Annotated in this window: 20 protein-coding genes; 12 read left to right on the forward strand and 8 right to left on the reverse strand. The window is 73.3% G+C overall.

Annotation, left to right across the window (positions count from 1 at the left end; translation table 11 throughout):
- Positions 1 to 119: 119 nt before the first annotated feature.
- Both ACFY3L_RS33725 and ACFY3L_RS33730 read right to left on the reverse strand, forming a co-directional pair.
- Positions 120 to 500, reverse strand: a complete 381-nt coding sequence (locus tag ACFY3L_RS33725; protein WP_389333329.1) for a hypothetical protein — start codon at positions 498 to 500, stop codon at positions 120 to 122.
- A 135-nt stretch (positions 501 to 635) separates the two neighbouring features.
- Complete coding sequence (locus ACFY3L_RS33730) at positions 636 to 1,301, reverse strand: response regulator (RefSeq protein ID WP_389333332.1); 666 nt, start codon at positions 1,299 to 1,301, stop codon at positions 636 to 638.
- Positions 1,302 to 1,335: 34 nt separating this feature from the next.
- Between ACFY3L_RS33730 and ACFY3L_RS33735 the strand changes: the two genes are divergently transcribed.
- Complete coding sequence (locus ACFY3L_RS33735) at positions 1,336 to 2,856, forward strand: PAS domain S-box protein (protein ID WP_389333335.1); 1,521 nt, start codon at positions 1,336 to 1,338, stop codon at positions 2,854 to 2,856.
- Positions 2,857 to 3,006: 150 nt separating this feature from the next.
- Here the strand turns inward: ACFY3L_RS33735 and ACFY3L_RS33740 are convergent, their stop codons facing one another.
- Both ACFY3L_RS33740 and ACFY3L_RS33745 read right to left on the reverse strand, forming a co-directional pair.
- Positions 3,007 to 4,716, reverse strand: coding sequence for a hypothetical protein (locus ACFY3L_RS33740; protein ID WP_389333338.1), 1,710 nt, complete (start codon positions 4,714 to 4,716; stop codon positions 3,007 to 3,009).
- A 35-nt stretch (positions 4,717 to 4,751) separates the two neighbouring features.
- Positions 4,752 to 5,084, reverse strand: coding sequence for a DUF952 domain-containing protein (locus ACFY3L_RS33745; protein ID WP_389333341.1), 333 nt, complete (start codon positions 5,082 to 5,084; stop codon positions 4,752 to 4,754).
- A 96-nt stretch (positions 5,085 to 5,180) separates the two neighbouring features.
- Here ACFY3L_RS33745 and ACFY3L_RS33750 point away from each other — a divergent pair, with 96 nt between their 5' ends.
- Entirely contained in the window at positions 5,181 to 5,591 is a 411-nt protein-coding gene (locus tag ACFY3L_RS33750) for a hypothetical protein (RefSeq protein WP_389333344.1), read from the forward strand.
- On the opposite strand, the gene ACFY3L_RS33755 is transcribed toward ACFY3L_RS33750, so the two are convergent.
- Together ACFY3L_RS33755 and ACFY3L_RS33760 are read right to left on the reverse strand one after the other, a co-directional pair.
- Positions 5,578 to 7,344 (reverse strand): thiamine pyrophosphate-dependent enzyme, encoded by a 1,767-nt coding sequence (locus ACFY3L_RS33755; protein WP_389333347.1) that lies wholly within the window; start codon positions 7,342 to 7,344, stop codon positions 5,578 to 5,580. The two genes, ACFY3L_RS33750 and ACFY3L_RS33755, sit on opposite strands and share 14 nt — an antisense overlap.
- A gap of 174 nt (positions 7,345 to 7,518) precedes the next feature.
- A complete protein-coding gene (locus ACFY3L_RS33760; protein ID WP_389333350.1) occupies positions 7,519 to 8,427 on the reverse strand; it encodes an FKBP-type peptidyl-prolyl cis-trans isomerase in 909 nt (302 codons plus the stop codon).
- A 252-nt stretch (positions 8,428 to 8,679) separates the two neighbouring features.
- Between ACFY3L_RS33760 and aceB the strand changes: the two genes are divergently transcribed.
- The 5 genes from aceB (at position 8,680) to ACFY3L_RS33785 (ending at position 14,541) form a co-directional block, all read left to right on the forward strand.
- Positions 8,680 to 10,236 carry a malate synthase A gene (gene aceB, locus ACFY3L_RS33765; RefSeq protein ID WP_389333353.1) on the forward strand — a complete coding sequence of 519 codons (1,557 nt, stop codon included), beginning with the start codon at positions 8,680 to 8,682 and terminating at the stop codon, positions 10,234 to 10,236.
- Between the two features lie 48 nt (positions 10,237 to 10,284).
- On the forward strand, positions 10,285 to 11,742 hold the full coding sequence (locus ACFY3L_RS33770; protein WP_389333356.1) for an FAD-linked oxidase C-terminal domain-containing protein: 1,458 nt from the start codon (positions 10,285 to 10,287) through the stop codon (positions 11,740 to 11,742).
- A gap of 3 nt (positions 11,743 to 11,745) precedes the next feature.
- Positions 11,746 to 12,939, forward strand: a complete 1,194-nt coding sequence (locus ACFY3L_RS33775) for an FAD-binding oxidoreductase (protein WP_389333359.1) — start codon at positions 11,746 to 11,748, stop codon at positions 12,937 to 12,939.
- Positions 12,939 to 14,207 (forward strand): (Fe-S)-binding protein, encoded by a 1,269-nt coding sequence (locus tag ACFY3L_RS33780; protein ID WP_389333362.1) that lies wholly within the window; start codon positions 12,939 to 12,941, stop codon positions 14,205 to 14,207. Before ACFY3L_RS33775 ends, ACFY3L_RS33780 begins: the two co-directional genes overlap by 1 nt.
- A 157-nt stretch (positions 14,208 to 14,364) precedes the next feature.
- Positions 14,365 to 14,541 (forward strand): hypothetical protein, encoded by a 177-nt coding sequence (locus ACFY3L_RS33785; RefSeq protein WP_389333365.1) that lies wholly within the window; start codon positions 14,365 to 14,367, stop codon positions 14,539 to 14,541.
- Positions 14,542 to 14,549: 8 nt separating this feature from the next.
- Here ACFY3L_RS33785 and ACFY3L_RS33790 read toward each other — a convergent pair whose 3' ends face one another.
- Positions 14,550 to 15,155 (reverse strand): hypothetical protein, encoded by a 606-nt coding sequence (locus ACFY3L_RS33790; RefSeq protein ID WP_389333368.1) that lies wholly within the window; start codon positions 15,153 to 15,155, stop codon positions 14,550 to 14,552.
- Positions 15,156 to 15,246: 91 nt separating this feature from the next.
- Between ACFY3L_RS33790 and ACFY3L_RS33795 the strand changes: the two genes are divergently transcribed.
- Positions 15,247 to 16,986: an ABC transporter ATP-binding protein gene (locus ACFY3L_RS33795; protein WP_389333371.1), complete on the forward strand. Its 1,740-nt coding sequence runs from the start codon at positions 15,247 to 15,249 to the stop codon at positions 16,984 to 16,986.
- Positions 16,987 to 17,074: 88 nt separating this feature from the next.
- Positions 17,075 to 17,719: a GntR family transcriptional regulator gene (locus ACFY3L_RS33800; RefSeq protein ID WP_389333374.1), complete on the forward strand. Its 645-nt coding sequence runs from the start codon at positions 17,075 to 17,077 to the stop codon at positions 17,717 to 17,719.
- Between the two features lie 4 nt (positions 17,720 to 17,723).
- On the opposite strand, the gene ACFY3L_RS33805 is transcribed toward ACFY3L_RS33800, so the two are convergent.
- Positions 17,724 to 18,371 (reverse strand): hypothetical protein, encoded by a 648-nt coding sequence (locus tag ACFY3L_RS33805; protein WP_389333377.1) that lies wholly within the window; start codon positions 18,369 to 18,371, stop codon positions 17,724 to 17,726.
- A gap of 404 nt (positions 18,372 to 18,775) precedes the next feature.
- On the opposite strand from ACFY3L_RS33805, the gene ACFY3L_RS33810 reads away from it, so the two are divergent.
- The 3 genes from ACFY3L_RS33810 to ACFY3L_RS33820 are packed head-to-tail and all read left to right on the forward strand — an operon-like array spanning position 18,776 to position 21,772.
- On the forward strand, positions 18,776 to 19,483 hold the full coding sequence (locus ACFY3L_RS33810) for a cysteine hydrolase family protein (protein ID WP_389333380.1): 708 nt from the start codon (positions 18,776 to 18,778) through the stop codon (positions 19,481 to 19,483).
- Entirely contained in the window at positions 19,484 to 20,164 is a 681-nt protein-coding gene (locus ACFY3L_RS33815; RefSeq protein WP_389333383.1) for a cysteine hydrolase family protein, read from the forward strand.
- Positions 20,165 to 20,167: 3 nt separating this feature from the next.
- Entirely contained in the window at positions 20,168 to 21,772 is a 1,605-nt protein-coding gene (locus ACFY3L_RS33820) for a regulator (RefSeq protein WP_389333386.1), read from the forward strand.
- Positions 21,773 to 21,877 lie beyond the last annotated feature (105 nt).

A 21,877-nucleotide genomic window follows, 5' to 3' on the forward strand; every position in this document is an offset into this window, starting at 1 on the left:
TCGCCAACGTGTACGTACGTCGCATCGACCGACACAGCCACAAAGCCACCACCAGCATCGGCATCATCAACACCGACTCTTGTCAACCAAGCCAACCGCCTGACTGAACGGCGTTGGCTCTAGACCGGCGTGCCGCCGAGCGCTACGGCGAGGGCCTCCAGCAGGCGCAGGTCGTGCGGGTATCCGGACAACCCGGACCGGCGGACCGCGACGAGCCCGCCGGGGCCGCCGCTGACGCGCACGTCCCGCCACGCCGCACCCGCGTCGCGCAGGGCCGTGACCGCCGCCGGTGGCGCGCCCGCGTCGGGGACGAGCGTGCCGGCCGCGTTGCCGAGGGCCTGCAGCTCCGGCACGGCCGCGGCGACCCGGGTGACCATGGCGCCGCCGGTGTGGCGGATGTCGACCCGGTACCCGTCCCGCACGCCGCTCAGGTGCACGCCGGCCGCGTCCTCGACGCGGTGCAGCCCGCGCGGCAGGAGCTCGCTCAGGTCCTCGTCCACCCACCCAGCCTGCCCGCCGCCCCACCGGCGGGCGACGACGGTCGCACCACGATCACTGTGGTGCCCGCACCACAGACGCCGCTCATCGCACCGGGCCAGAGGGTGCCCGCACCACAGACGCCGCCCAGACGCCGCTCAGTCGCGCTCGGCCAGGTAGAGCAGCACGGCGCCGACGCGGCGGTGGGTCTCGCCCTCCTCGACGAGGCCGAGCTTGGCGAAGATCGAGTTGATGTGGCGCTCGACGGCACGGACCGTGACGAAGAGGCGCTCCGCGATCGTGGAGTTGTTGGCGCCGGTGGCCATCTCCGCCAGCACCTGCCGCTCCCGGGCGGTCAGGTGGCGCAGCGCGCTGCCGGCCGGGCGGCTGCGGGCGGCGAGCATCGTCTCCACGATCCGCGGGTCGATGACGGAGCCGCCGCCGGCGACCGCCCGGACCGCGTCGGCGAGCTGGCCGGGCTGCGCCAGGCGCTCCTTCAGCAGGTACGCCCGGCCGGCCACCCCGTCCTGCAGCAGCGCGGTCGAGTGCGCGGGGTCGTCGTACTGGCTGAGCACCACCACACCGATCGCAGGATGGGTGCCCCGCAGCGCGATCGCGGCCCGGACCCCCTCGTCGGTGCCGGTCGGCGGCATGCAGATGTCCGTGACCACGACATCGGGCACCAACCGCTCCACAGTGGACAAAAGCTCCCCGTGATCGGCGGCGAGTCCGATCACCGACAGGTCGGCCTGATCACTGAGCAGTGCCTTGACGCCCTCCCTCACCAGGAGACTGTCATCCGCCACCACGACCCGGATACTCATGGGTCCGTAACCTACCGCCCGCCCCGGAGGACCCGTGAGCGTCGACTTCGCCCTGCTGCTCCGCCTGGAGCACGCCGTCGCCGACATCCTCGCCACGCCGGAGCCGGCCGGGCGGCCCGTCCTCGACGCGATCGGCCGGGCCCTCGGCTGGTCCGCGGGCGCGATGTGGCAGGTGACCCCCGGCGGGCTGCGGTGCGTGGCCACGTGGTCGACGTCGACGCGGTTCGAGGCGTTCGAGACCGCGACCCACGACCTCGTGCTCGCCCGCGGTGAAGGGCTTCCGGGCGCGGTGTGGCAGCGCGGCGAGCCGGCGTGGGTGCGCGAGTTCGGCCGGCAGGCGGCGTTCCCGCGGGCGGCCGCCGCCGAGCGGGCCGGCCTGTCCGCCGCGTTCTGCTTCCCGTTGCGGAGCGCGGAAGGGGTCGAGGGGATCGTCGAGTTCTTCACCAGCACGCTCGCCGAGCCGCCGGCGGACCTGGTGTCGACGGCGAAGAGCCTGGGCCGCCGCATCGGCGACGCGCTGCACCGGGCGCGGGCGGCGGACGCGGTGCGGCGCAGCGAGGCCCGCCTCCGCGCGGTGCTCGACTCCGCGCTGGACTGCGTCGTCATCGCCGACGCCGACGGCGTGATCCTCGAGTTCAACCCCGCCGCGTGCCGGACCTTCGGCTACGGCCGCGACGAGGCCGTCGGGCGGGAGCTGGCCGAGCTGATCGTGCCGCCGGCGCTGCGCGAGGCGCACCGGCAGGGGCTGCGGAGGCTCCTCGCCTCCGGCCGGCCGCGGGTCCTGGACCAGCGGGTGGAGACGACCGGCAGGCGCGCCGACGGCACCGAGTTCCCGGTCGAGCTGACCATCACGCGGGTCGCGGTCGCCGGTCCGGCCGTCTTCAGCGGGTACCTCCGCGACCTCAGCGACAAGCACAGGGTGGCCGAGGAGCTCAAGGCGTCCCGCCGCCGGGTGCTCGAGGCGGCCGTCGGCGAGCGCCAGCGCCTCGAACGGGACCTGCACGACGGCGCGCAGCAGCGCCTCGTCGGCCTCGGCATGACCCTCGCCAGGGCCCGCACCGCCCTGCCGGACCAGCCGGCGCGCGCCGCGTCGATCCTCGACGACGCCATCACCGCCCTGGAGGAGTCCGCGATCGAGCTGCGCGACCTCGCCAGGGGCATCCATCCGGCGAGTCTCACCCGGTACGGGCTGCGCGCCGCCCTCGCCGACATGGCCCGGCGCAGCCCGGTCGACCTGCGCCTCGGCGACGTGCCGGCCGACCGGTTCCCGCCGGCGGTCGAGGCGACCGCGTACTTCGTGGTGAGCGAGGCGGTCACGAACGTCGCCCGGTACGCGGGGACCGGCACCGCCCGCGTCGACGTCGCCATGTCCGGCACTCCAGGCGCTCATCAGCTGCTCGTGACCGTCACCGACGACGGGCGGGGCGGTGCCGACGCGGGCCTCGGCTCGGGCCTGCGCGGGCTCGCGGACCGGATCGCGCTGCTGGACGGCACCCTGACCGTCGACAGCCCGGTCGGCGCGGGGACCACGGTGCGGGCGAGCATCCCCCTGTGATGTGGTGCCAGCATCCATCCGGTGCTGGTGCCGGCGCACTGCCGTCCCGCCCCGGCGAGCGGGAGGATTCCCTTGCATCCAGGACTTCGAGGGGAACCACCATGACGCACACCACCCGCTGGGCCGGCCCTTCCCGCGCACGCCGCCGGGTCAGGGATTCCTGACGTCCCACAGCCACAGGCCGCCGGTGTGCCGCCCCGGCCCGAACAGCGCTTCGAGGGTGCCCCGCTCCGCGGCCGCCGCGGCACCGTCGGGGGCCAGGATGATCGACGTGCGCCAGTAGGCGACGTCGAGCCTGGCCTGCTCCCGGTCGAGGTCGGTGACGGCGGTGACCTGGTGGGTGCCGGTGGCGGCGCTGATCAGCCGGTCGGTCGGCCGGGCCGGCGCGCCGACGGTCGCGTGCCGGCCGCTCACACCGCCGGCGGGGCCGAGGAAGTAGCCGTGCGACATCCGCAGGTCGGCGCCGGTCGCGGTCGCCCAGCTCATCGCCGTCCAGTGCTCGAACGAGGCGAGCGGCACGATCAGGACCGACTCCTGCGGCCCGACGAAGGCGCGCCACTCCCCCGACGCGATGAACTCCGGGACCGCCGGCCGGTCGAACACCTTGATCGGCACCGGCGCCGCCGGCACGAGCACCGCCGCGACCAGCCCGGCCTTCAGCAGCCGCAGTCCCGCCGGCGCGGGCAGCCGGTCGAGGCCGATCGCGACCAGCGGCGCGACCGCCCAGGTGGCCGCCTCGCCGAGCCGCGTCGGGAGCACAGTGTCGAAGAGCGGCAGGTGCCGCAGCAGGGCGAAGGGGCCCGGGATGCCGGTCTCGCGCTGGTACAGCGTGAGTTCGTTGCCCAGGGACAGCGCCGCGAACAGGGCGCCGGTGACGGCGAGCGACCGCACGAGGGGCTCCCGCCACCGCCACGCCACGACGGCGGCGACCGCGATGACGAGCGGCCAGCCGAAGTAGCCGTGCTGCTCGGCGGAGAACCCGGGCTCCGGCTGGAACTCGCTGAACCGCACGGCCACCGAGTTGCGCGAGAACGACGTGAACCCCAGCAGGTCCGTGTGGAAGGCCGTCATCTGCTGCTCGCCGCCGCGGTAGGCGCCCGTGCCCGAGAACTGCCACCACAGCGGGAACGCGAGCACGACCGCGGTCGCGAGGAGCGTGACCCCGAGCCCGGCGAGGACGCTCAGCGCCCGCGCCTCGCGGGGCCGCTGCACCAGCCACAGCAGCCCGAACACCCCGGTGGCGAGCGCCGTGACGAACAGCGTCTCCTCGTTGATGAAGATCTGCCACACCACCAGCGCGGCCAGGATCAGCCCGCCCCGCACCGGCGCGTCCCGCAGCTTCACGACCCGCCACACGATGACCGGCACCAGGAACTGCGCCGTGAGGTTCGGGTGGAACGTGGCATGGTTGGCGACGCTCGGCGCGAACGCGGCGACGAGACCGCCCACCCAGGCGGCGACCCTGTTGTCCACGACGTGCCGGGACAGCAGCCAGAACCAGGCGGCCGCGGTCGCGGTCAGCGTCAGGACCACCAGCAGGTCGAACGTGACCCCGGGCCCGAGCAGCATCGTCACCGGCGCCAGCGGCAGCCCCAGCCCGAACATCGTCGTGTTCGCCATGCCGTTCACCCCGGCGGGCGCGTTCAACCGGTCGAGGAGGAACGGGTTCTCCAGGTGCCGCGCGCACCGCGCCGCCCACGCCAGGTAGTACTCGGCGAGGATCCGGTCCCCCGGCGTGTACGGCAGCCGCAGCCCGAGGTGCGCGAGGAGCCGCCCGCACAGGAGGACCGCCGCGCCGAGATACCCCGCCACCGCCACCGTGTCGCCCGCCCACCGGCCCCGGGATCGTCCCTCGTCCATGGACAGACCCTAGCGGTCCCCCCGGTGGGAGCGGATCAGGCGGGGATGACGTCGTCGACGGAGGCGGCGCCGGCGATGCGGTGGACGGCGACGACGGCGGCGCGTGGGAGGGGCGCGTAGACGTGCGGGAAGGGGCCGCCGTTGGCGGAGGTCTCCCAGCGCAGCCACATGCCCATGGTCTGCGCGTCGATGGCGACGACGACGAGGTCGGGCACGTCGGCGAAGTAGCGCTGGGCGGTCCCGGCGACCTGGTCACGGGACGAGCAGTGGATGTAGCCGTCGCGCAGGTCCAGGGGCGAGCCGTCGAAGCGGCCGTCCGCCTCGAACGCGGCCCACTCGGACGGCAGCAGGATCTTGTAGATCAGCACGGGCACACAATGCCACGGGTGAGAGGTTCCTTCACCTGTCGCAGGTGGATGGGTGTGAGCGACGAGTCACCCGTTTGCGACCTAGCGTCCGCGATTATGAGAACTCGGGCATGGGTGTGCCTCGCCGGCGCCGCCATCGCGGTGGGCTCGCTGAGCGCCGCACAGGCACGAAGACCGGACCCGCCGATGGTCCATACGGCGCAGACGACCGGGCAGCAGACCGTCCAGCCACCGGACCCCATGGTGTACCTGCTGACGGGGACGGGCCTGCTGGCGATCGGCGGGGTCGTGCTCGTCGGTGGTGTCGCCGGGCTCGGCGGCCTCGACATCCCCGGCGGCATCACGATGACCATGGGCAGGACCAGGCTGTGGGCGCGCTCGCTGCGGACCCGGGGGCGGCACCGCGGCCGCGGCGGCCGCGGCGGCGGGATGAACGGCCGCGCCGCGGGCCGTGACGGGGGCCGCGGCACGGGCCGCACGGGAAGCAGGCGGATCACAGCCGGGTGATGCGGTCCTTCAGCAGCGTGGTGGCGATCGCGGCCTTGTGCGGCTGGCCGCGCACGAACGCCTCCGCGAACTTCACCGCCTGCTGGTAGGTGACGCTGGCCGGCATCGGGGGTTCGTCGGCGTCGACCGCGACGTCGACGAGCGCCGGCCCGTCGAAGGCGAACGCCTCGCCGAGAATGTTCTCCAGGGCGAGCGGGTCGGTGACGCGGGCGCCGTACGCGCCGAGGCCGCGTGCCCAGCCGGCGTAGTCGGGCTGCGGGTCCTCGCCGTACCGGACGCCGAACTCGGGGAAGCCGTTGACCATCTGCTCCCAGACGATCATGCCGAGGGCGTTGTTGTCGTTGATGACGACCTTGATCGGCAGCTTGTAGCGGGCCGCGGTGTGGAACTCGGCCATGAGCATCGCGAAGCCGCCGTCGCCGACGAACGCGATGACCTGCCGGCCCGGGTACTCGTGCTGCAGCGCGATCGCGTACGGCAGGCCCGGCGCCATCGACGCGAGGGTGCCGGAGAGGTAGAACTCGCGGCCGCCGGTGGCGTGCCAGTGCCGGGCGGCCCACGTGGTGACGGTGCCGGAGTCGCAGGTGAGGATGGCGTCGGGCGCGGCGACCCGGTCGAGCGTGCGGGCCAGGAACTGCGGCGCGATGGGGTCCCGGTCCGCCCGTTCGGTGGCGGCGATGCGCTCCCGCCAGTCGCGCATCTTCTCCTGGTACCGCAGCAGCCAGCGCCTGTCGGTGCGCCGCCGCAGCCGGGGCAGCAGGGCCTCGCACGTCGCCGCGGCGTCGCCGACGAGCGGCACGTCGGTGGGGATGCGGGTGCCGACGCGCGCGGGCTCGACGTCGATCTGCACGACGTGCGCCTGGCCGGGCGCCGGGAGGAACTTCGTGTACGGGAAGTTCGTGCCCACCATCAGCAGCGCGTCGCACTCCTGCATCAGGTCCTCGCTGGGCGCGGTGCCGAGCAGGCCGAGCCCGCCCATCGCGAAGGGCGAGTCGTCGGGCACGACCATCTTGCCCAGCAGCGACTTCACGATCGGCGCGCCGAGCACGTCGGCGACCAGCTCGACGAGGGGGCCCGCGCCGCGCGCGCCGATGCCGGCCAGGATCGCCGGCTTCGAGGCGTTGTTGAGCAGGTCGGCGGCGGCCTGGAGGTCGTCGTCGGCGGGGCGCACCGGCGGCGGGACCCACACGGGCGCGGTCGCCGGGTCCCGGGCCGGCCCGACGGTCTCGAACGGGTTGTCGCCGGCGGTCGCGATCTGCACGTCGTTCGGGACCGTGAGGTGCGCGACGCCACGCCGGGCGAGGGCGGTGCGGACGGCGATGTCGACCAGCGACGGCACCTGCGCCGGGTTGCCGATCGTCTCGTTGTACTCCGCCACGTCCTCGAAGAGCCGGTCGAGGTGGACCTCCTGCTGGTACGCGGTGCCGATCACGCTGGACTCCTGCATCCCGGTGATCGCCAGGACGGGGGCGTGGTCGAGCTTCGCGTCGTAGAGGCCGTTCGCGAGATGGATGCCGCCGGGGCCGGAGGTGGCGAGGCAGACGCCGAGCCGGCCGGTGGCCTTGGCGTGCGCGACCGCCATGAACGCGGCCGCCTCCTCGTGGTGCACGAGCACGAACCTGACCCGGTCGGCGTTGCGCCGCAGGCCTTCCATGATCCCGTTGACGCCGTCGCCGGGCAGGCCGAACACCGTGTCGACGCCCCAGTCGGCCAGCCGGGCGATCAGCGCCTCACCGACAGTCGGTTTGCTCATGCGTTTGTGCTTTGCCGGTACCGGCGGAACCAAACATCGCCCGGAGGTCGCCGGGTGCGGGCGGCCCCGGCCACCTCGCTGTCCTCCAGGTCACCGCCCAGGTCCAGGCCCGCGACACGGCGAGGCCCCACCGGCCTGGTGCCGGTGGGGCCTCCTCGCTGCTCGTCGCGCCGGTCAGCCGCCGAAGCCGGCGGGCAGGCCGCTGCTCTCGGTGTCCTTCACGTCGAGGATGTCGACGATGAAGCGGAGCGTGCCGGCGGGGTAACCCTCGGGGGCGTCGTCGCCGTAGGCCTTGTCGCCGGGGATGTCGAGCTGGACGCGGGTGCCGACCTTCAGGCCGACGAGGCCCTCGTCCCAGCCCTCGATGACCTGGGGCTGCTTGCCGAGCTTCTTCTGCCCGACCGGGATCTCGATGGTCTTCTTCCGCGGCCAGGACGCGTCGAAGATCTTGCCGTCCTTCATGGTCGCGCCGACGTAGTTGACCGTGACGGTCTGGCCGGCCTTGACCGTCTTGCAGTCGCCCTTGACGAGGATCGTCGGCCGGACGGACTTGATCTGGTCGGAGCTGGCCTCGATCTTCGGCTCGGTCGCCAGGGCCTTGTTCATGCCGCCGAGCAGCTGCGGGAACGCGTTGGGGTCGCCGACCGGCTTGCACTTGATCCGGTTCTTCTCGGCCCGGTCGCCGAAGTACCAGACGCCGGCGAACGCACCGCCGACGACCAGCAGGACGATGATCGTGCCGGCGATCGCCTGCCCGGCGCGGCGACGGCGGGCGGCCTTCGCGGCGGCGATGCGCGCGGCGGCACGCTTCTCCGCCTTCGTCAACGGCGCGACAGTCTTGGCGTTCTTCGCCTTCGCCGAATTGTCGGAATTATCCGACTTTTCGGACTCATCCTCATCGGCGGTCGCGTCCGGGTCGCCACCGTCCGCGGCGGCGTCCGGGTCGTCACCGTCCTTGCCGGCGGCTTCGGCGGCTTCGGTGGTGGCTTCGTCGCCGGCACCGCCGGCCGGCACCTCGGCGTCCGCGTCGTCGTTCTTGTCCAACGACACGGTCTCCTCGGCCACGCCCTCGACCTCGGTCACCTCAGTGTTGGTCGTCGTGTCGCCTTCCGCGTCCGCGGTGGGCTCGACCTCGGTGTCCGGTGCCGCCTTCGGCGGAGTGGCCTTGGTCGGCCTCGCAGTGCGGCGGCTTCTGCCCCGATCGCTCACAGTTGGAAGACTCCCCTGCTGGACGGACCGATGATCCGGCGGACCTGAGTTTTGTTCGCCAGAGCTTCCCATATCACACGCGCCAGGACACGCCCCGGGTGGCAGCGCAGCCGATAGGGTCATCTCATGGGCACTGTTCAGGGCGTCGAGATTACCGGACAGCTCGACGACCGATTCGCCGAGATCCTGACCGATGAAGCTCGGAGTTTCCTGGCAGACCTGCACAGGACGTTCGACGCCCGGCGGCTGGAGCTGCTCCGGGCCCGCAAGGAGCGCGAGGCGGAGCTCGCCGCCGGCGGGACGCTCGGCTTCCTGCCCGAGACGCGCGAGATCCGGGAGGCTGACTGGCGGGTGGCCGAGCCGGCGCCGGGCCTGGTCGACCGGCGGGTCGAGATCACCGGGCCGACCGACGCGAAGATGACCATCAACGCGCTCAACTCCGGCGCGAAGGTGTGGCTCGCCGACCACGAGGACGCCAACACGCCGCTGTGGGCCAACGTCATCGGCGGCCAGCTGAACCTGCGCGACGCGAATGCCGGCAGCCTCTCGTACACCTCCGGCGAGAAGCACTACGAGCTCACCGACGGCCCGCGCCCCACCGTCGTGGTCCGGCCGCGCGGGTGGCACCTGCCGGAGAAGCACATCCTGATCGACGGCGCACCGACGTCCGGCTCGCTGACCGACTTCGGGCTCTACTTCTTCCACAACCACCTCGTCACCAGGCCGTACTTCTACCTGCCGAAGATGGAGTCACATCTGGAGGCCCGGTTGTGGAACGAGGTGTTCGCGTTCGCGGAGGAGCGGTTCGGCCGCCCTACCGGCACGATCCGGGCCACCGTGCTGATCGAGACGTTCCCCGCCGCGTTCGAGATGGACGAGATCCTGTACGAGCTGCGCGAGCACTCGGCGGGCCTCAACGCCGGCCGGTGGGACTTCATGTTCAGCGTCATCAAGAAGTTTCGCACCCGCGGCAGGGACTTCCTGCTGCCGGACCGCAACACGGTGACGATGACCGTGCCGTTCATGCGCGCCTACACGGAGCTGCTGGTGCAGACGTGCCACCGGCGGGGCGCGCACGCGATCGGCGGCATGGCCGCGTTCATCCCGAGCCGCCGCGACCCCGAGATCAACAAGGTGGCGTTCGAGAAAGTTACCGCCGACAAGACCCGCGAGGCCGGCGACGGGTTCGACGGGTCCTGGGTCGCGCACCCCGACCTCGTCGAGACGTGCCGGGCCGTGTTCGACGGCGTGCTCGGCGACCGGCCCAACCAGCTGGACCGGCTCCGCGACGACGTGACCGTGACCGCCGCCGACCTCCTCGCCGTCGGCGACACCCCCGGCCGGCAGACGGAGGCGGGGCTGCGCAACGCGGTGAGCGTCGGCGTGCAGTACCTCGACGCGTGGCTCAAGGGCAGCGGCGCCGTCGCGATCAACAACATGATGGAGGACGCGGCGACCGCGGAGATCTCCCGGTCGCAGGTCTGGCAGTGGCTGCACAACGGTGTCACCCTGGCTGACACGGGTGCGCTCGTGACGCGCGAGCTGGTCGAGCGGATCGCCGACGAGGAGCTGGCGTCGCTCGGCCGGGACCTCGGCGAGGCGCGGGCACTCTTCATGGAGGTGGCTGTGGCGGACGAGTTCATTGACTTCCTGACGTTGCCGGCGTACGACCGCATGCCATGAACGCGTCCCGACGCGGGGCCGGCCCCGGCCGGCGGTGGAGCTGACAGCATGAGCGTCGATGCGCTGGCGGCGCGGCTGCGCGGGTTCCTGCTTCCGGAGCAGGTGCTCACCGACCGCCAGCAGCTGCGCACGTACGAGTGCGACGGGCTGACCCACTACCGGGTGGTGCCCGCGGTCGTCGTGCTGCCGCGGACGGCCCAGGAGTGCGCCGCCACCGTCCGGGCGTGCGTGGAGGCCGGGGTGCCGTTCGTCGCCCGCGGCTCCGGGACCGGCCTGTCCGGCGGGGCCCTGCCGCATGCCGACGGCGCGCTCATCGTCACCTCGCAGCTGCGCGCGATCCGCGAGGTCGCCCCGCAGGACGAGCGGGCCGTGGTCGAGCCGGGCGTGATCAACCTGCAGGTCAGCCGCGCCGCGTCCCCGCACGGCTACTACTACGCGCCCGACCCGTCCAGCCAGCAGATCTGCTCGATCGGCGGCAACGTCGCGGAGAACTCCGGCGGCGCGCACTGCCTCAAGTACGGCTTCACCACCAACCACGTCACCGGCGTCGAGATCGTCACCCCAGACGGCGACCTGGTCCGGCTCGGCGGGCGGGCACCCGACACGCCCGGCTACGACCTGCTCGGCGCGTTCGTCGGCTCCGAGGGCACCCTCGGCATCGCCACCGAGGTGACCGTGCGCCTCGTCCGGCTCCCCGAGACGGTCCGGACCCTCCTCGCCGCCTTCCCCGGCACCGACCAGGCGGGCGCCGCCACGTCGGCGATCATCGCGGCCGGGGTCGTGCCCGCGGCGGTCGAGATGATGGACGCCCTGGCGATCGAGGCCGCGGAGGCCGCCGTGCACTGCGGCTACCCGGCCGGCGCCGGCGCGGTGCTCATCGTCGAGCTGGACGGGCCGCGGGCCGAGGTCGACGCGCAGTTCGCCGCGGTCGAGGCGTTCTGCCGGGAGCACGGCGCGGCAGAGATCCGCATCGCCGCCGACGACGCCGAGCGGGCCCTGTTCTGGAAGGGCCGCAAGTCGGCGTTCGCGGCCGTCGGCCGGATCAGCCCCGACTACATCGTCCAGGACGGCGTCATCCCCCGCACCGCGCTGCCGCAGGTGCTGACCCGCATCGGCGAGCTGGCCCGCGACCACGGCGTCAGGGTCGCCAACGTCTTCCACGCCGGCGACGGCAACCTGCACCCGCTCGTCCTCTTCGACGAGACCGTCCCCGGACAGGCGGAGCGGGCCGAGGCGGTGTCGGGGGCGATCCTCGACATCTGCGTCGAGCACGGCGGGTCGATCACCGGCGAGCACGGCGTCGGCATCGACAAGGCCAAGCACCTGCCCAGCATGTACAGCGCCGAGGACCTCGACACGATGCAGCTGGTGCGGTGCGCGTTCGACCCGCGCGGGCTGTCGAACCCGGGCAAGGTCTTCCCGACGCCCCGCCTGTGCGGCGAGGTGCCGGGACGGCGCAAGGGCACCCATCCGCAGCATCAGCCAGGCATCGCGGAGGTCTTCTGAGCCATGACCGCTGGAACTTCCCCGGCGGCGCGGATCGCGGGCGTGCCGGCCGCCGCCGTCGCGTCGCCCGCGTCGACCGCGGAGGTCGCCGACGTGGTCCGCGGTGCCGCCGGTGACGCCCTGGCGCTCGTCGTGCGCGGCGGCGGCACCAGGCAGGACTGGGCGCTGCCGCCGCAGCGGCTCGACCTGATCCTGGAGACGTCCGAGCTGTGCGGGCTCGTCGAGCACGCCGCGGGTGATCTCGTCGCCGTCGTCCGCGCCGGTACGCCGCTGCGGCAGGTCCAGGAGGCGCTGCGCCCCGCCGGGCAGCAGCTCGCGCTGGACGAGCCGCTGCCCGGTGCCACCGTCGGCGGGACCGTCGCGGTCAACGCGTCCGGCCCCCGGCGCATGCTGTACGGCACCGTCCGGGACCTGCTCATCGGCGTCACCGTCGTCCGCGCCGACGGGGTGGTGGCGAAGGCCGGCGGCAAGGTCGTCAAGAACGTCGCCGGGTACGACCTCGGCAAGCTGGTCGCGGGGTCGTACGGCACCCTCGGCGTCATCACCGAGTGCGCCTTCCGGCTGCACCCGCTGCCCGCCGCCCGCCGCTTCGTGTCGGTCGGCGTGGACGGCCCGGAGGACGCCGCGCGGGTCCTGGCGGCGGTCCTCGGCGCCCAGGTCGTGCCCAGCGCCCTGGAGATCGACACCGACCCGCTGACGGTGACCGCGCTCGTGGAAGGCGTGCCCGCCGGGGTCGCGCAGCGCGCGGCCGACCTGGAGAAGCTGCTCGGCGACGGCGCCACCACGGCCGAGACCCCGCCGCCCGGCTGGGGCGCCTACCCGTGGCGGCCGGGTGACATCGGCATCAAGCTCACGTCGACGTTGTCGCGGGTGCCGTACCTGCTGACCGCCGCCGGCGTCACCGCGCAGCTGCACGACGTCAGGCTGCACGTGCGCGGCTCGGCCGGCACCGGCGTCCTCTACGCGGGGCTGCCCGGCGACACCGACCCGGGCTCCGTCGTCGGCGTCGTCAGCGACCTGCGCGCCGCCACCCGCGCCGGCGCCGGTCACTGCGTGGTGCTCACCTCCCCGCCTGCGGTCCGGGCCCGCGTCGACGTGTGGGGGCACGTCGACGGCCTCGACCTGATGCGCCGGGTGAAGGAGCAGTTCGACCCGCTCGGCATCCTCGCACCCGGCCGGTTCGTGGGAGGCATCTGATGTCGCTCGACGGCCCCTTCGTGGATCCCGATCTCGTCTCCGACTGCGTCCACTGTGGATTCTGCCTGCCGGCCTGCCCGACCTACGTGCTGTGGGGCGAGGAGATGGACTCCCCGCGCGGCCGGATCCAGCTGATGCGCCAGCATCTCGAGGGCGAGCCGCTGACCCCGTCCGCCGCCGGCCACTTCGACGCGTGCCTCGGCTGCATGGCGTGCGTGACCGCGTGCCCGTCCGGCGTCCGGTACGACACCCTGATCGAACAGACCCGCGTCATGGTGGAGCAGGAGCATCCCCGGCCGTGGCAGGAGCGGGCGCTGCGCGGGCTGGTGTTCGGCCTGTTCCCCCACCCGCGGCGGCTGGCTCTCGTGAAGCGGCCGCTCGGCCTGTACCAGCGGCTCGGCTCCCCGCTGCTGTCCCGGCTGCCGGGCCGGCTGGCGACCCTGGCCGCGCTCGCCCCGCCGGTCCGCCGGTCCGTCCCCCTGCCCGCGCTGGTGCCGGCCCTGGGCCCGCGCCGCGCCGTGGTCGGGATGCTCACCGGCTGCGTGCAGCGCGCGTTCTTCCCGTCCGTGAACGCCGCGACCGCCCGCGTGCTGGCCGCCGAGGGCTGCGACGTGGTGATCCCGCCGGCGCAGGGCTGCTGCGGCGCCCTCAGCGTCCACAGTGGACGCCACGCCGAGGCCGCCGGCTTCGCCCGGGGCATCGTGGACACGTTCGCCTCGGCGGGCGTCGACGCCCTGGTCGTGAACGCCGCCGGCTGCGGCTCGTCGCTGAAGTCCCTCGGCGAGCTGCTCGCCGGCGACCCCGCGTACGCCGCGCGTGCCGCTTCCCTCGCCGCCCGCGTCACCGACTTCTCCGAGCTGCTGGCCTCGCTCGGCCCGGCCGCCCCGCGCCACCCGCTCCCGCTGACCGTCGCGTACCACGACGCCTGCCACCTCGCCCACGCCCAGGGCGTCCGCTCCCAGCCGCGTGACCTGCTCCGCGGCATCCCCGGCCTGGCCCTGCGCGAGATCCCCGACGCCGAGATCTGCTGCGGCTCCGCCGGCGTCTACAACATCCTCAACCCCGCGCCGGCGGCCGAGCTCGCCGCCCTGAAGGCCCGCAACGTCCTGTCCACCGGCGCCGACTGGCTCGTCACCGCGAACCCGGGCTGCCTCATGCAGATCACCGCCGGCATCCACGCCGCCGGCGCCACGATCCGCACCGCCCACACCGCCCAGGTCCTGGACGCCTCCATCCGCGGCGTCCGCCTCAACCCCGACCCGGCGTGACCGGCCGGGCCCAGCCACGACGGGGCCGAGCCCGGCGGCGTCCGGTAGGCGACGGGGCCGAGCCCGATGGCGTCGGGTAGGCGAAGGGGCCGGGCCCGGCGGCGTCGGGTAGCCGACGGGGCCGAGCCCGGTGGCTCGGCCCCGCGTGTGTGCCGGTATGACGACGACGAACCTCGTGGACTGTCCCGAGTGCGGGTTTCCGGCCACCGTGCGCAGTGAAGGACCGGCGCGGAGCACCGGCGGCCCGGTCGAGCACATCCGGCTGCACTGCGTGCTCGGGCATCGCTTCTTCGGGCCGGTGACCACCCTGCGGCGGCCGCTCGGCGGCGCGTAGCGGGCCGGTCAGTTCGGGCGCAGCGGGCGGCCCTGGCCGTCGACCGGGCGGCCGGTCAGCAGGAGGATGCCGTCGACGATGAACCACACCCACAGGCCGAAGCTGATCAGCCACGGAAGGCCGAAGAAGAGCCAGCCGCAGACGGCCGACGTCCAGCCGACGACGATGCTGAGCACCAGCTGGGTGATGCCGAGCGAGATCTGGCCCGCGTACAGGCGGCCGATGCCGCCGAGGAGGATGAACAGGCCCGGCAGGAGCTGGAGCAGGCCGGCGGCGAGCTTCGACTTGTCGGAGTACGGCTGGCCGGTCGCCGGGTCGTAGCCCGGGTTCGCCATGCCCATGCCGGGGACACCGTAGCCGGGCTGGCCGTATGCCGCCTGCTGCTGGCCGTAAGGGGCGTAGCCGCCGGACGTGGGCGCGCCGGAGACCGGCAGCTGGTAGGTCGGCGAGTACGGCGGCGACGAGCCGGGCGGCGACGACGACGGCGGCCCCGACATCGGCTGCTGCCCGGCCGGCAGCGCGTACGGGTCGGAAGGCTGCTGCCCGTACTGGGGCTGCTGGCCGTACGGGTTGGGCTGATATGGGTCCTGCTGCCCGTAAGGTGGCTGCGTCATGGGGAGCAGGCTACCGCCACCCTCCAAAGGGACATGACCCTGTGAGCATGGTGACGTTGAGCCGCCCCGTGCCATGCGATCGGATGGACGCATGGACTTCGACGGCCGCAGGCCGCTGCGCACCACCGTCCGGCTGCTGGCTCACCGGAAGTGGCGCATCGCGCTGGCCACCGTCGCGTTCGCGGTGAAGGACAGCCCGATCTGGCTGTTGCCGCTGCTCACCGCCAACATCATCGACGTGGTCGTGGAGCACCGGCCGCTCGTGCAGCTGTGGCTCAACGCGGGCGTGCTCGCCGTGGTCCTGCTGCAGAACATCCCCGTCCACATGCTGTGGGTCCGGCAGATGAGCCTGATCGTGCGGGACCTCGGCACGGACCTGCGGTCGGCGCTCGCCGGGCGGTTGCAGCAGCTGTCGATCAGCTTCCACACGAAGGCGGGCGCGAGCCTGCTGCAGACGAAGGTCGTCCGCGACGTCGAGAACGTCGAGATGATGCTGCAACAGGTGGCGGCGTCGGGGACGTCGGCGGTGCTGACGCTGGCCGGGGCGCTGAGCCTGACCGCGGTCCGGGTCCCGCAGTTCGTGCCGCTGTTCCTGCTGGTGGTGCCGGCGACCGCGGGGCTGGTCGCGATGGTGCGGCGGCGGTCCGGGGCCCGCAACGAGGAGTTCCGCCGCCGGGTCGAGGACCTGTCGGCGCGGGTCGACGAGATGGCGCACCTCATGCCGATCACGCGGGCGCACGCCCTGGAGACCGAGGCGCTGCACCGGGTCCGCGGGACCGTCGAGGAGGTGCGTGCGGCCGGCCGCCGGCTCGACCTGGTCAACGGGCGGTTCGGTGCGCTGTCGTGGGTGACGTACCAGCTGCTGGGCGCGGCCTGCCTGATCGCCGCCGGGTGGGCGGCGTGGAGCGGGTTCGCGCCGGTCAGCGCCGGTGACGTGGTGCTGCTCAGCACGTACTTCGCGGTGCTGACGTCGTCGGTCATCGGGCTCTTCGGGCTGGCCCCGATCATCACCAAGGGACTCGAGTCGATCCGGTCGATCGGCGAGGTGCTCGCCGCGCCCGACCTGGAGCGCAACGAGGGCAAGCAGGTCGTCACGCAGGTCGCGGGCGCCGTGACGCTGCAAGGCGTCGGCTACCGGTACACCGACGGCGCCGACCCTGCGGTGAGCGGCGTCGACCTCGACGTGCGGCCGGGCGAGACGATCGCGTTCGTGGGCCCGTCCGGCTCCGGCAAGTCGACGATGCTGAACCTGCTGATCGGGTTCATCCGGCCGACCGAGGGCCGGATCCTGCTCGACGGCGTCGACATGGAGCGCATCGACCTGCGCAGCTACCGCCGCAGCGTCTCGGTCGTGCCGCAGGAGTCGGTGCTGTTCGACGGCACGATCCGCGACAACGTCACGTACGGGCTGCGCGGCATGACGGAGGAGACGGTGACCCGGGCGCTGCGGGACGCGAACGCCCTGGAGTTCGTGGAGCGGCTCCCCCACGGCTGGGACACCGTCGTCGGCGAGCGCGGCGCGCTGCTGTCCGGCGGTCAGCGGCAGCGGCTCGCGATCGCCCGGGCGCTGGTCCGGGACCCGCGGGTCCTCCTGCTGGACGAGGCGACCTCGGCGCTGGACAGCGAGTCCGAGGCGCTCGTGCAGGAGGCGCTGACCCGGCTCATGCGGGGGCGCACGACGTTCGTCGTCGCGCACCGGCTGGCGACGGTGCGCAACGCCGACCGGGTCGCGGTCCTGTCCGGCGGCCGGCTCGCCGAGCTCGGCACCCACGAGGAGCTCGTCGCGGCGGGCGGCACGTACGCCAGACTGCACCGCCTCCAGCACGTGTAGCGCCCCGCCGGCACGCGCGATCGCGGCCGGCGTGCACACCCGAACGGCACGTGTGAGCGGCCCGTCCGAGGTCTGCGACACTGGGCGGGTGAAACCCGGTGCGTCTGACGAGCTGGCCAGCGCGAGCCTGGTCGAGCTCGCCATGTCACGGCTGCGCCGGGAGATCCTCAGCGGTGCCACCGACCCCGGCGAGCGGCTCGTGGAGGAGCAGCTGACCCGCAGGTTCGGCATCAGCCGCGCGCCGCTGCGGGAGGCCCTACGCCTGCTCGCGCAGCAGGGCCTCGTGGAGCACGTGCCGCGGCGCGGGGTCCGGGTCGCCACGCTCTCCGCCGACGACATCCAGGAGCTGTACGCGGTCCGCGACGTCCTCGAGCGGCACGCCGTCGCCGCCACCGCACCGGACGCGGACCTCACCGGTGTCGCCGCCGCGGTGAAGGCGATGCGGGAGGCCGACGCCCGCGGCGACCAGTTCGACGTGGCGACCGCCCACCGGGAGTTCCACGTCGCGGTCGTCGCCCTCGCCGGCAACCGCCAGCTGACGCAGGTCTACGAGTCGATCCTGGTGAAGATCCAGCTGTACATGGCGCTGAACCTGCGCCGCGAGGCCGAGGTCGCCCGCCCGCATGACGGGGTCCACCGCCACGAGCGGCTGTTCGCGGCGGTGTCGGCCCGCGACACCGCCGCGATGCTGGCGGCGCTGGACGAGCACGGCGCCCGCTCATACATCACCTGACGGATCAGGCGCTCGGCGGGGTCCAGCCGGACGGCGAAGGCACCGGGGCGGACGCGGCGGACGGCGTGGGAACGGGATCCGCCGCGGGCTGAACGGTGGCCCAGACAGCGGAGGGCGCGGCGGTGGCGGGGACGGTCCAGCCCTCGGGCATCGGGTACTCCGGCAGCGGCCGTGCCGCGAGCGCCGCGACGAACGCGGGGTGCGCGCGCCGCGGCTGCAGCCACAGCCCGTCGTGGCTGACCCGGACGCCGGCCATGGCGGCGTGGTTGCTGCTGGCGACGACGGCAAGCCCGGCGCCCATGCAGGCCAGGGTGCCGGCGAGGGTGGCGAGCGCGGCCGTGCCGTGGACCTTCTCGCTCAGGTTCAGGGCGGCGACGAGACCGGCGGCGATCGCGGCGACGCCCAGAGCGATCCGGGCGGCGCGGCGCAGGCCGCAGCGGCGGCACCACGGCCAGGCCGGCGCGAGCGCCTCCTTGCGCAGGGGCCTGAGCAGGGCCCGGTAGAGCAGCCGGCCGGCGAGCACCGCCAGCGGCCATGCCCACAGCGGCAGCGGCGACAGGAACACCATCTGCCGCATGCTCGTGGCGGGGCGCCCGTGGCGCGGGCAGATGGGTGGCACGAACGCGCCGGCGGGGATGCGGACGAGCGGCATAGCAGGCTCCGGGGCCGAGGGGTAGCCGGGATTCTGCCACGCCGCGCGCCCGTCCGGGAGCCCGTCAGGCCGCCGTCGAGCACGTTGGCGTTGTCGTCGCCCGTGAGGGATGACCGCGAGTCCGAGCCGGAACAGTCGTCTCATCGCGGCACGGCGGCAGTGACGGCGATCACATACGAGCGATTGTCGGGTACCGGCCTTCGGACATCGACGCGTTACATGGACAGCGGCTCGGCGTAACAGAACTGTCGACAATCGACAGCATGCCCCGCACCCGCCAACCGGCCGGGATCGCCGCTGCTGGAGGCGAGTTCGCTGCTGTGCGAGGGGCCGGGGACGGCCGGCACCACCCGGGACATCACCGCCTCCGGCGGCTTCCGGGAACACCGAGGATTGGAGGGGCAATGAGTGCAAGCATCGGCCCGGTCGTCGGCGCCAGGCCTTACGCCTGGCCGTTCGACGGCTCGGTCCCGGTCAGCCGCACGGCACTGCTGTGCATCGACTGGCAGACGGACTTCTGTGGACCGGGCGGCTACGTCGACAGCATGGGCTACGACATCGGCCTGACCCGGGCGGGTCTCCCGGCGACCGCGAAGCTGCTCGACCACGTGCGCGGGCTCGGCATGCTGGTCGTGCACACGCGAGAGGGCCACGACCCGGACCTGTCGGACCTGCCGCCCAACAAGCGCTGGCGGTCCGCGCAGATCGGCGCGGAGATCGGCGCCGCCGGCCCGTGCGGGCGGATCCTCGTCAAGGGCGAGCCGGGCTGGCAGATCGTGCCGGAGGTGGCGCCGGTGCCCGGCGAGGTCGTCGTCGACAAGCCCGGCAAGGGCGCGTTCTACGCCACCAACCTCGACCTGGTGCTGCGCACCCGCGGCATCACCCACCTCATCCTCACGGGCATCACGACCGACGTGTGCGTGCACACCACGATGCGCGAGGCGAACGACCGCGGCTACGAGTGCCTCATCCTGTCGGACTGCACCGGCGCGACCGACCCGGCCAACCACGCCGCGGCGCTGCACATGGTCACCATGCAGGGCGGCGTGTTCGGCTGCGTCGCCACGTCCACCGACGTCATCGCGGCGACCGTCTCCGGCGCGGTGGTCTGAATGGCCACGGTGGACGCGCTGCCCGGACCCTTCATCTTCGAACCCTCGGCCACGGCGCTGCTCGTCATCGACATGCAGCGCGACTTCATGGAGCCCGGTGGCTTCGGCGAGACCCTCGGCAACGACGTCAGCCGGCTGCGCCGCGTCATCGAGCCGACGGCGGCGCTGCTCACGGCCTGCCGCGCCCTGGGCCTCACGGTCATCCACACCCGCGAGGGGCACCTGCCGGACCTGTCGGACTGCCCGCCGGCGAAGCTCAACCGGGGCGAGCCCAGCATGCGCATCGGCGCGCCCGGGCCGATGGGCCGCATCCTGATCCGCGGTGAGCACGGCCACGACATCATCGACGAGCTGGCCCCGGCCGGCGGCGAACTCGTCATCGACAAGCCCGGCAAGGGCGCCTTCTACAAGACGTCCCTCGGCGACGTCCTCGCCGCGCGCGGGATCCGCAGCCTGGTCGTCACCGGCGTGACCACCGAGGTCTGCGTGCACACCACCGTCCGGGAGGCCAACGACCGCGGCTACGAGTGCCTCGTGCTGTCGGACTGCGTCGGCTCCTACTTCCCGGAGTTCCAGGAGGCGGGCCTGCGGATGATCGCCGCGCAGGGCGGCATCTTCGGCTGGGTCGCGCCCTCGTCGTCGTTCATCGCCGCACTGCAACCCTTTCCGCAGAGGACGTGAGACATGACCACTCCCGCTCCACTCAAGGTCCCGTGGTGGGTCCGCGGTGACACCAACGCGTTCTTCGGCTTCGGCGTCAACGTGCTCGTGAACGTGCTGACCCTGACGTCGCTGTGCCTGTTCGTGGTGAAGCTCAGCGAGCGCGACGTCTTCCACGCGATCCTGCCGGCGCTCGGCATCGCGCTCGTCGCCGGCAACGTCTACTACACGTTCCTGGCCCGGCGCCTCGCCCGCAGGGAACACCGCACCGACGTCACCGCGCTGCCCTACGGGCCGAGCGTGCCGCACATGTTCATCGTCATCTTCGTCATCATGCTGCCGGTGTACCTCCGCACCGGAAACCCGACCCTGGCCTGGAAGGCCGGGCTGGCGTGGGCGTTCATCATCGGGCTCATCGTGCTCGCCGGCGCGTTCATCGGGCCGTACATCAGGAAGTACGCGCCGCGGGCGGCGCTGCTGGGCACCCTCGCCGGCATCTCCATCACGTTCATCTCGATGCTGCCCGCCGCGCGGATGTGGGACCTCGCGTGGGTGGCGCTGCCGGTGTTCGCGCTGCTGCTCATCGGCCTGCTCACCGACACGAGGCTGCCGGGCAACTTCCCGATCGGCCTCGCCGCGCTGCTGCTCGGCACCGCGATCGGCTGGGCCGGCGGCGCGATGGACGGCAACGCGGTCAGCGCCGCCGTCGACGACATCGGCTTCGCCCTGCCCGGCCTGCACCTGGGCCTGCTCACCTCCGGCCTGTCCGACGTGGCGCCGCTGCTCGCGACCGCGATCCCCCTCGGCGTCTACAACTTCACCGAGGGGATGTCCAACGTGGAGAGCGCCGCGGCCGCCGGCGACAACTACAACCTGCGCAGCGTCCTGCTCGCCGACGGCGCCGGTGCGCTGATCGGTGCGGCGCTCGGCTCCCCCTTCCCCCCGGCCGTGTACGTCGGGCACCCCGGCTGGAAGAGGGCCGGCGGCGGCAGCGGCTACTCGATGGCGACCGGCGTCGTCATCGCGATCCTGTGCTTCCTGGGCCTGTTCGGCCTCCTCGGCGCCGTCTTCCCGCTGCCGGCGATCGTGCCGATCCTGCTCTACATCGGCCTGCTGATCGGCGCGCAGGCCTTCCAGTTCTCCCCCAGGGCGCACGCCGCGGCGGTCATCGCGGCGCTGATCCCCAACATCGCCCAGTGGGCCACCAGCCAGATCGACAACTCCCTGGCAGCCGCGGGCACCACCGCCGCCAAGGTCGGCGACGCCGCGCTCGCCGGCAACGGCGTCATCTACAGCGGCCTGCTCACCCTCGGCCAGGGTGCGATCCTCGCCGGCCTTGTGTTCGGCTCGGTGGTCGCGTTCATCATCGACAAACGCTTCATCCACGCGGGTGTCTTCGCCCTCTCGGGCGCGGCGCTCGCCTTCGCCGGGCTGATCCACGGCGAGAAGGTCGCCTGGAACGCCAACGGCCCGGTCGCCCTCGGCTATCTCTTCATCGCGGTGGTGTGCGGCCTGTTCGCCCTCGGCCGCCCCGAACCCCGGCCGATCGACGCGGACGAGCTCGCCCTGGACAGCCCGCACGGCGACGCCCCACCGGCTCCCGCCACCGCCGCCGCGCCGGCGGCCTAGCCACACCGCCGCCGCGCCGGCGGCCTAGCCACACCGCCGCCGCGCCGGCGGCCTAGCCACACCGCCGCCGCGCCCGCGGCCCAGCCATCCGACTGCGCGGTGGTC

The organism is Dactylosporangium sp. NPDC000521 (genome assembly GCF_042898305.1).
Lineage (GTDB): Bacteria > Actinomycetota > Actinomycetes > Mycobacteriales > Micromonosporaceae > Dactylosporangium.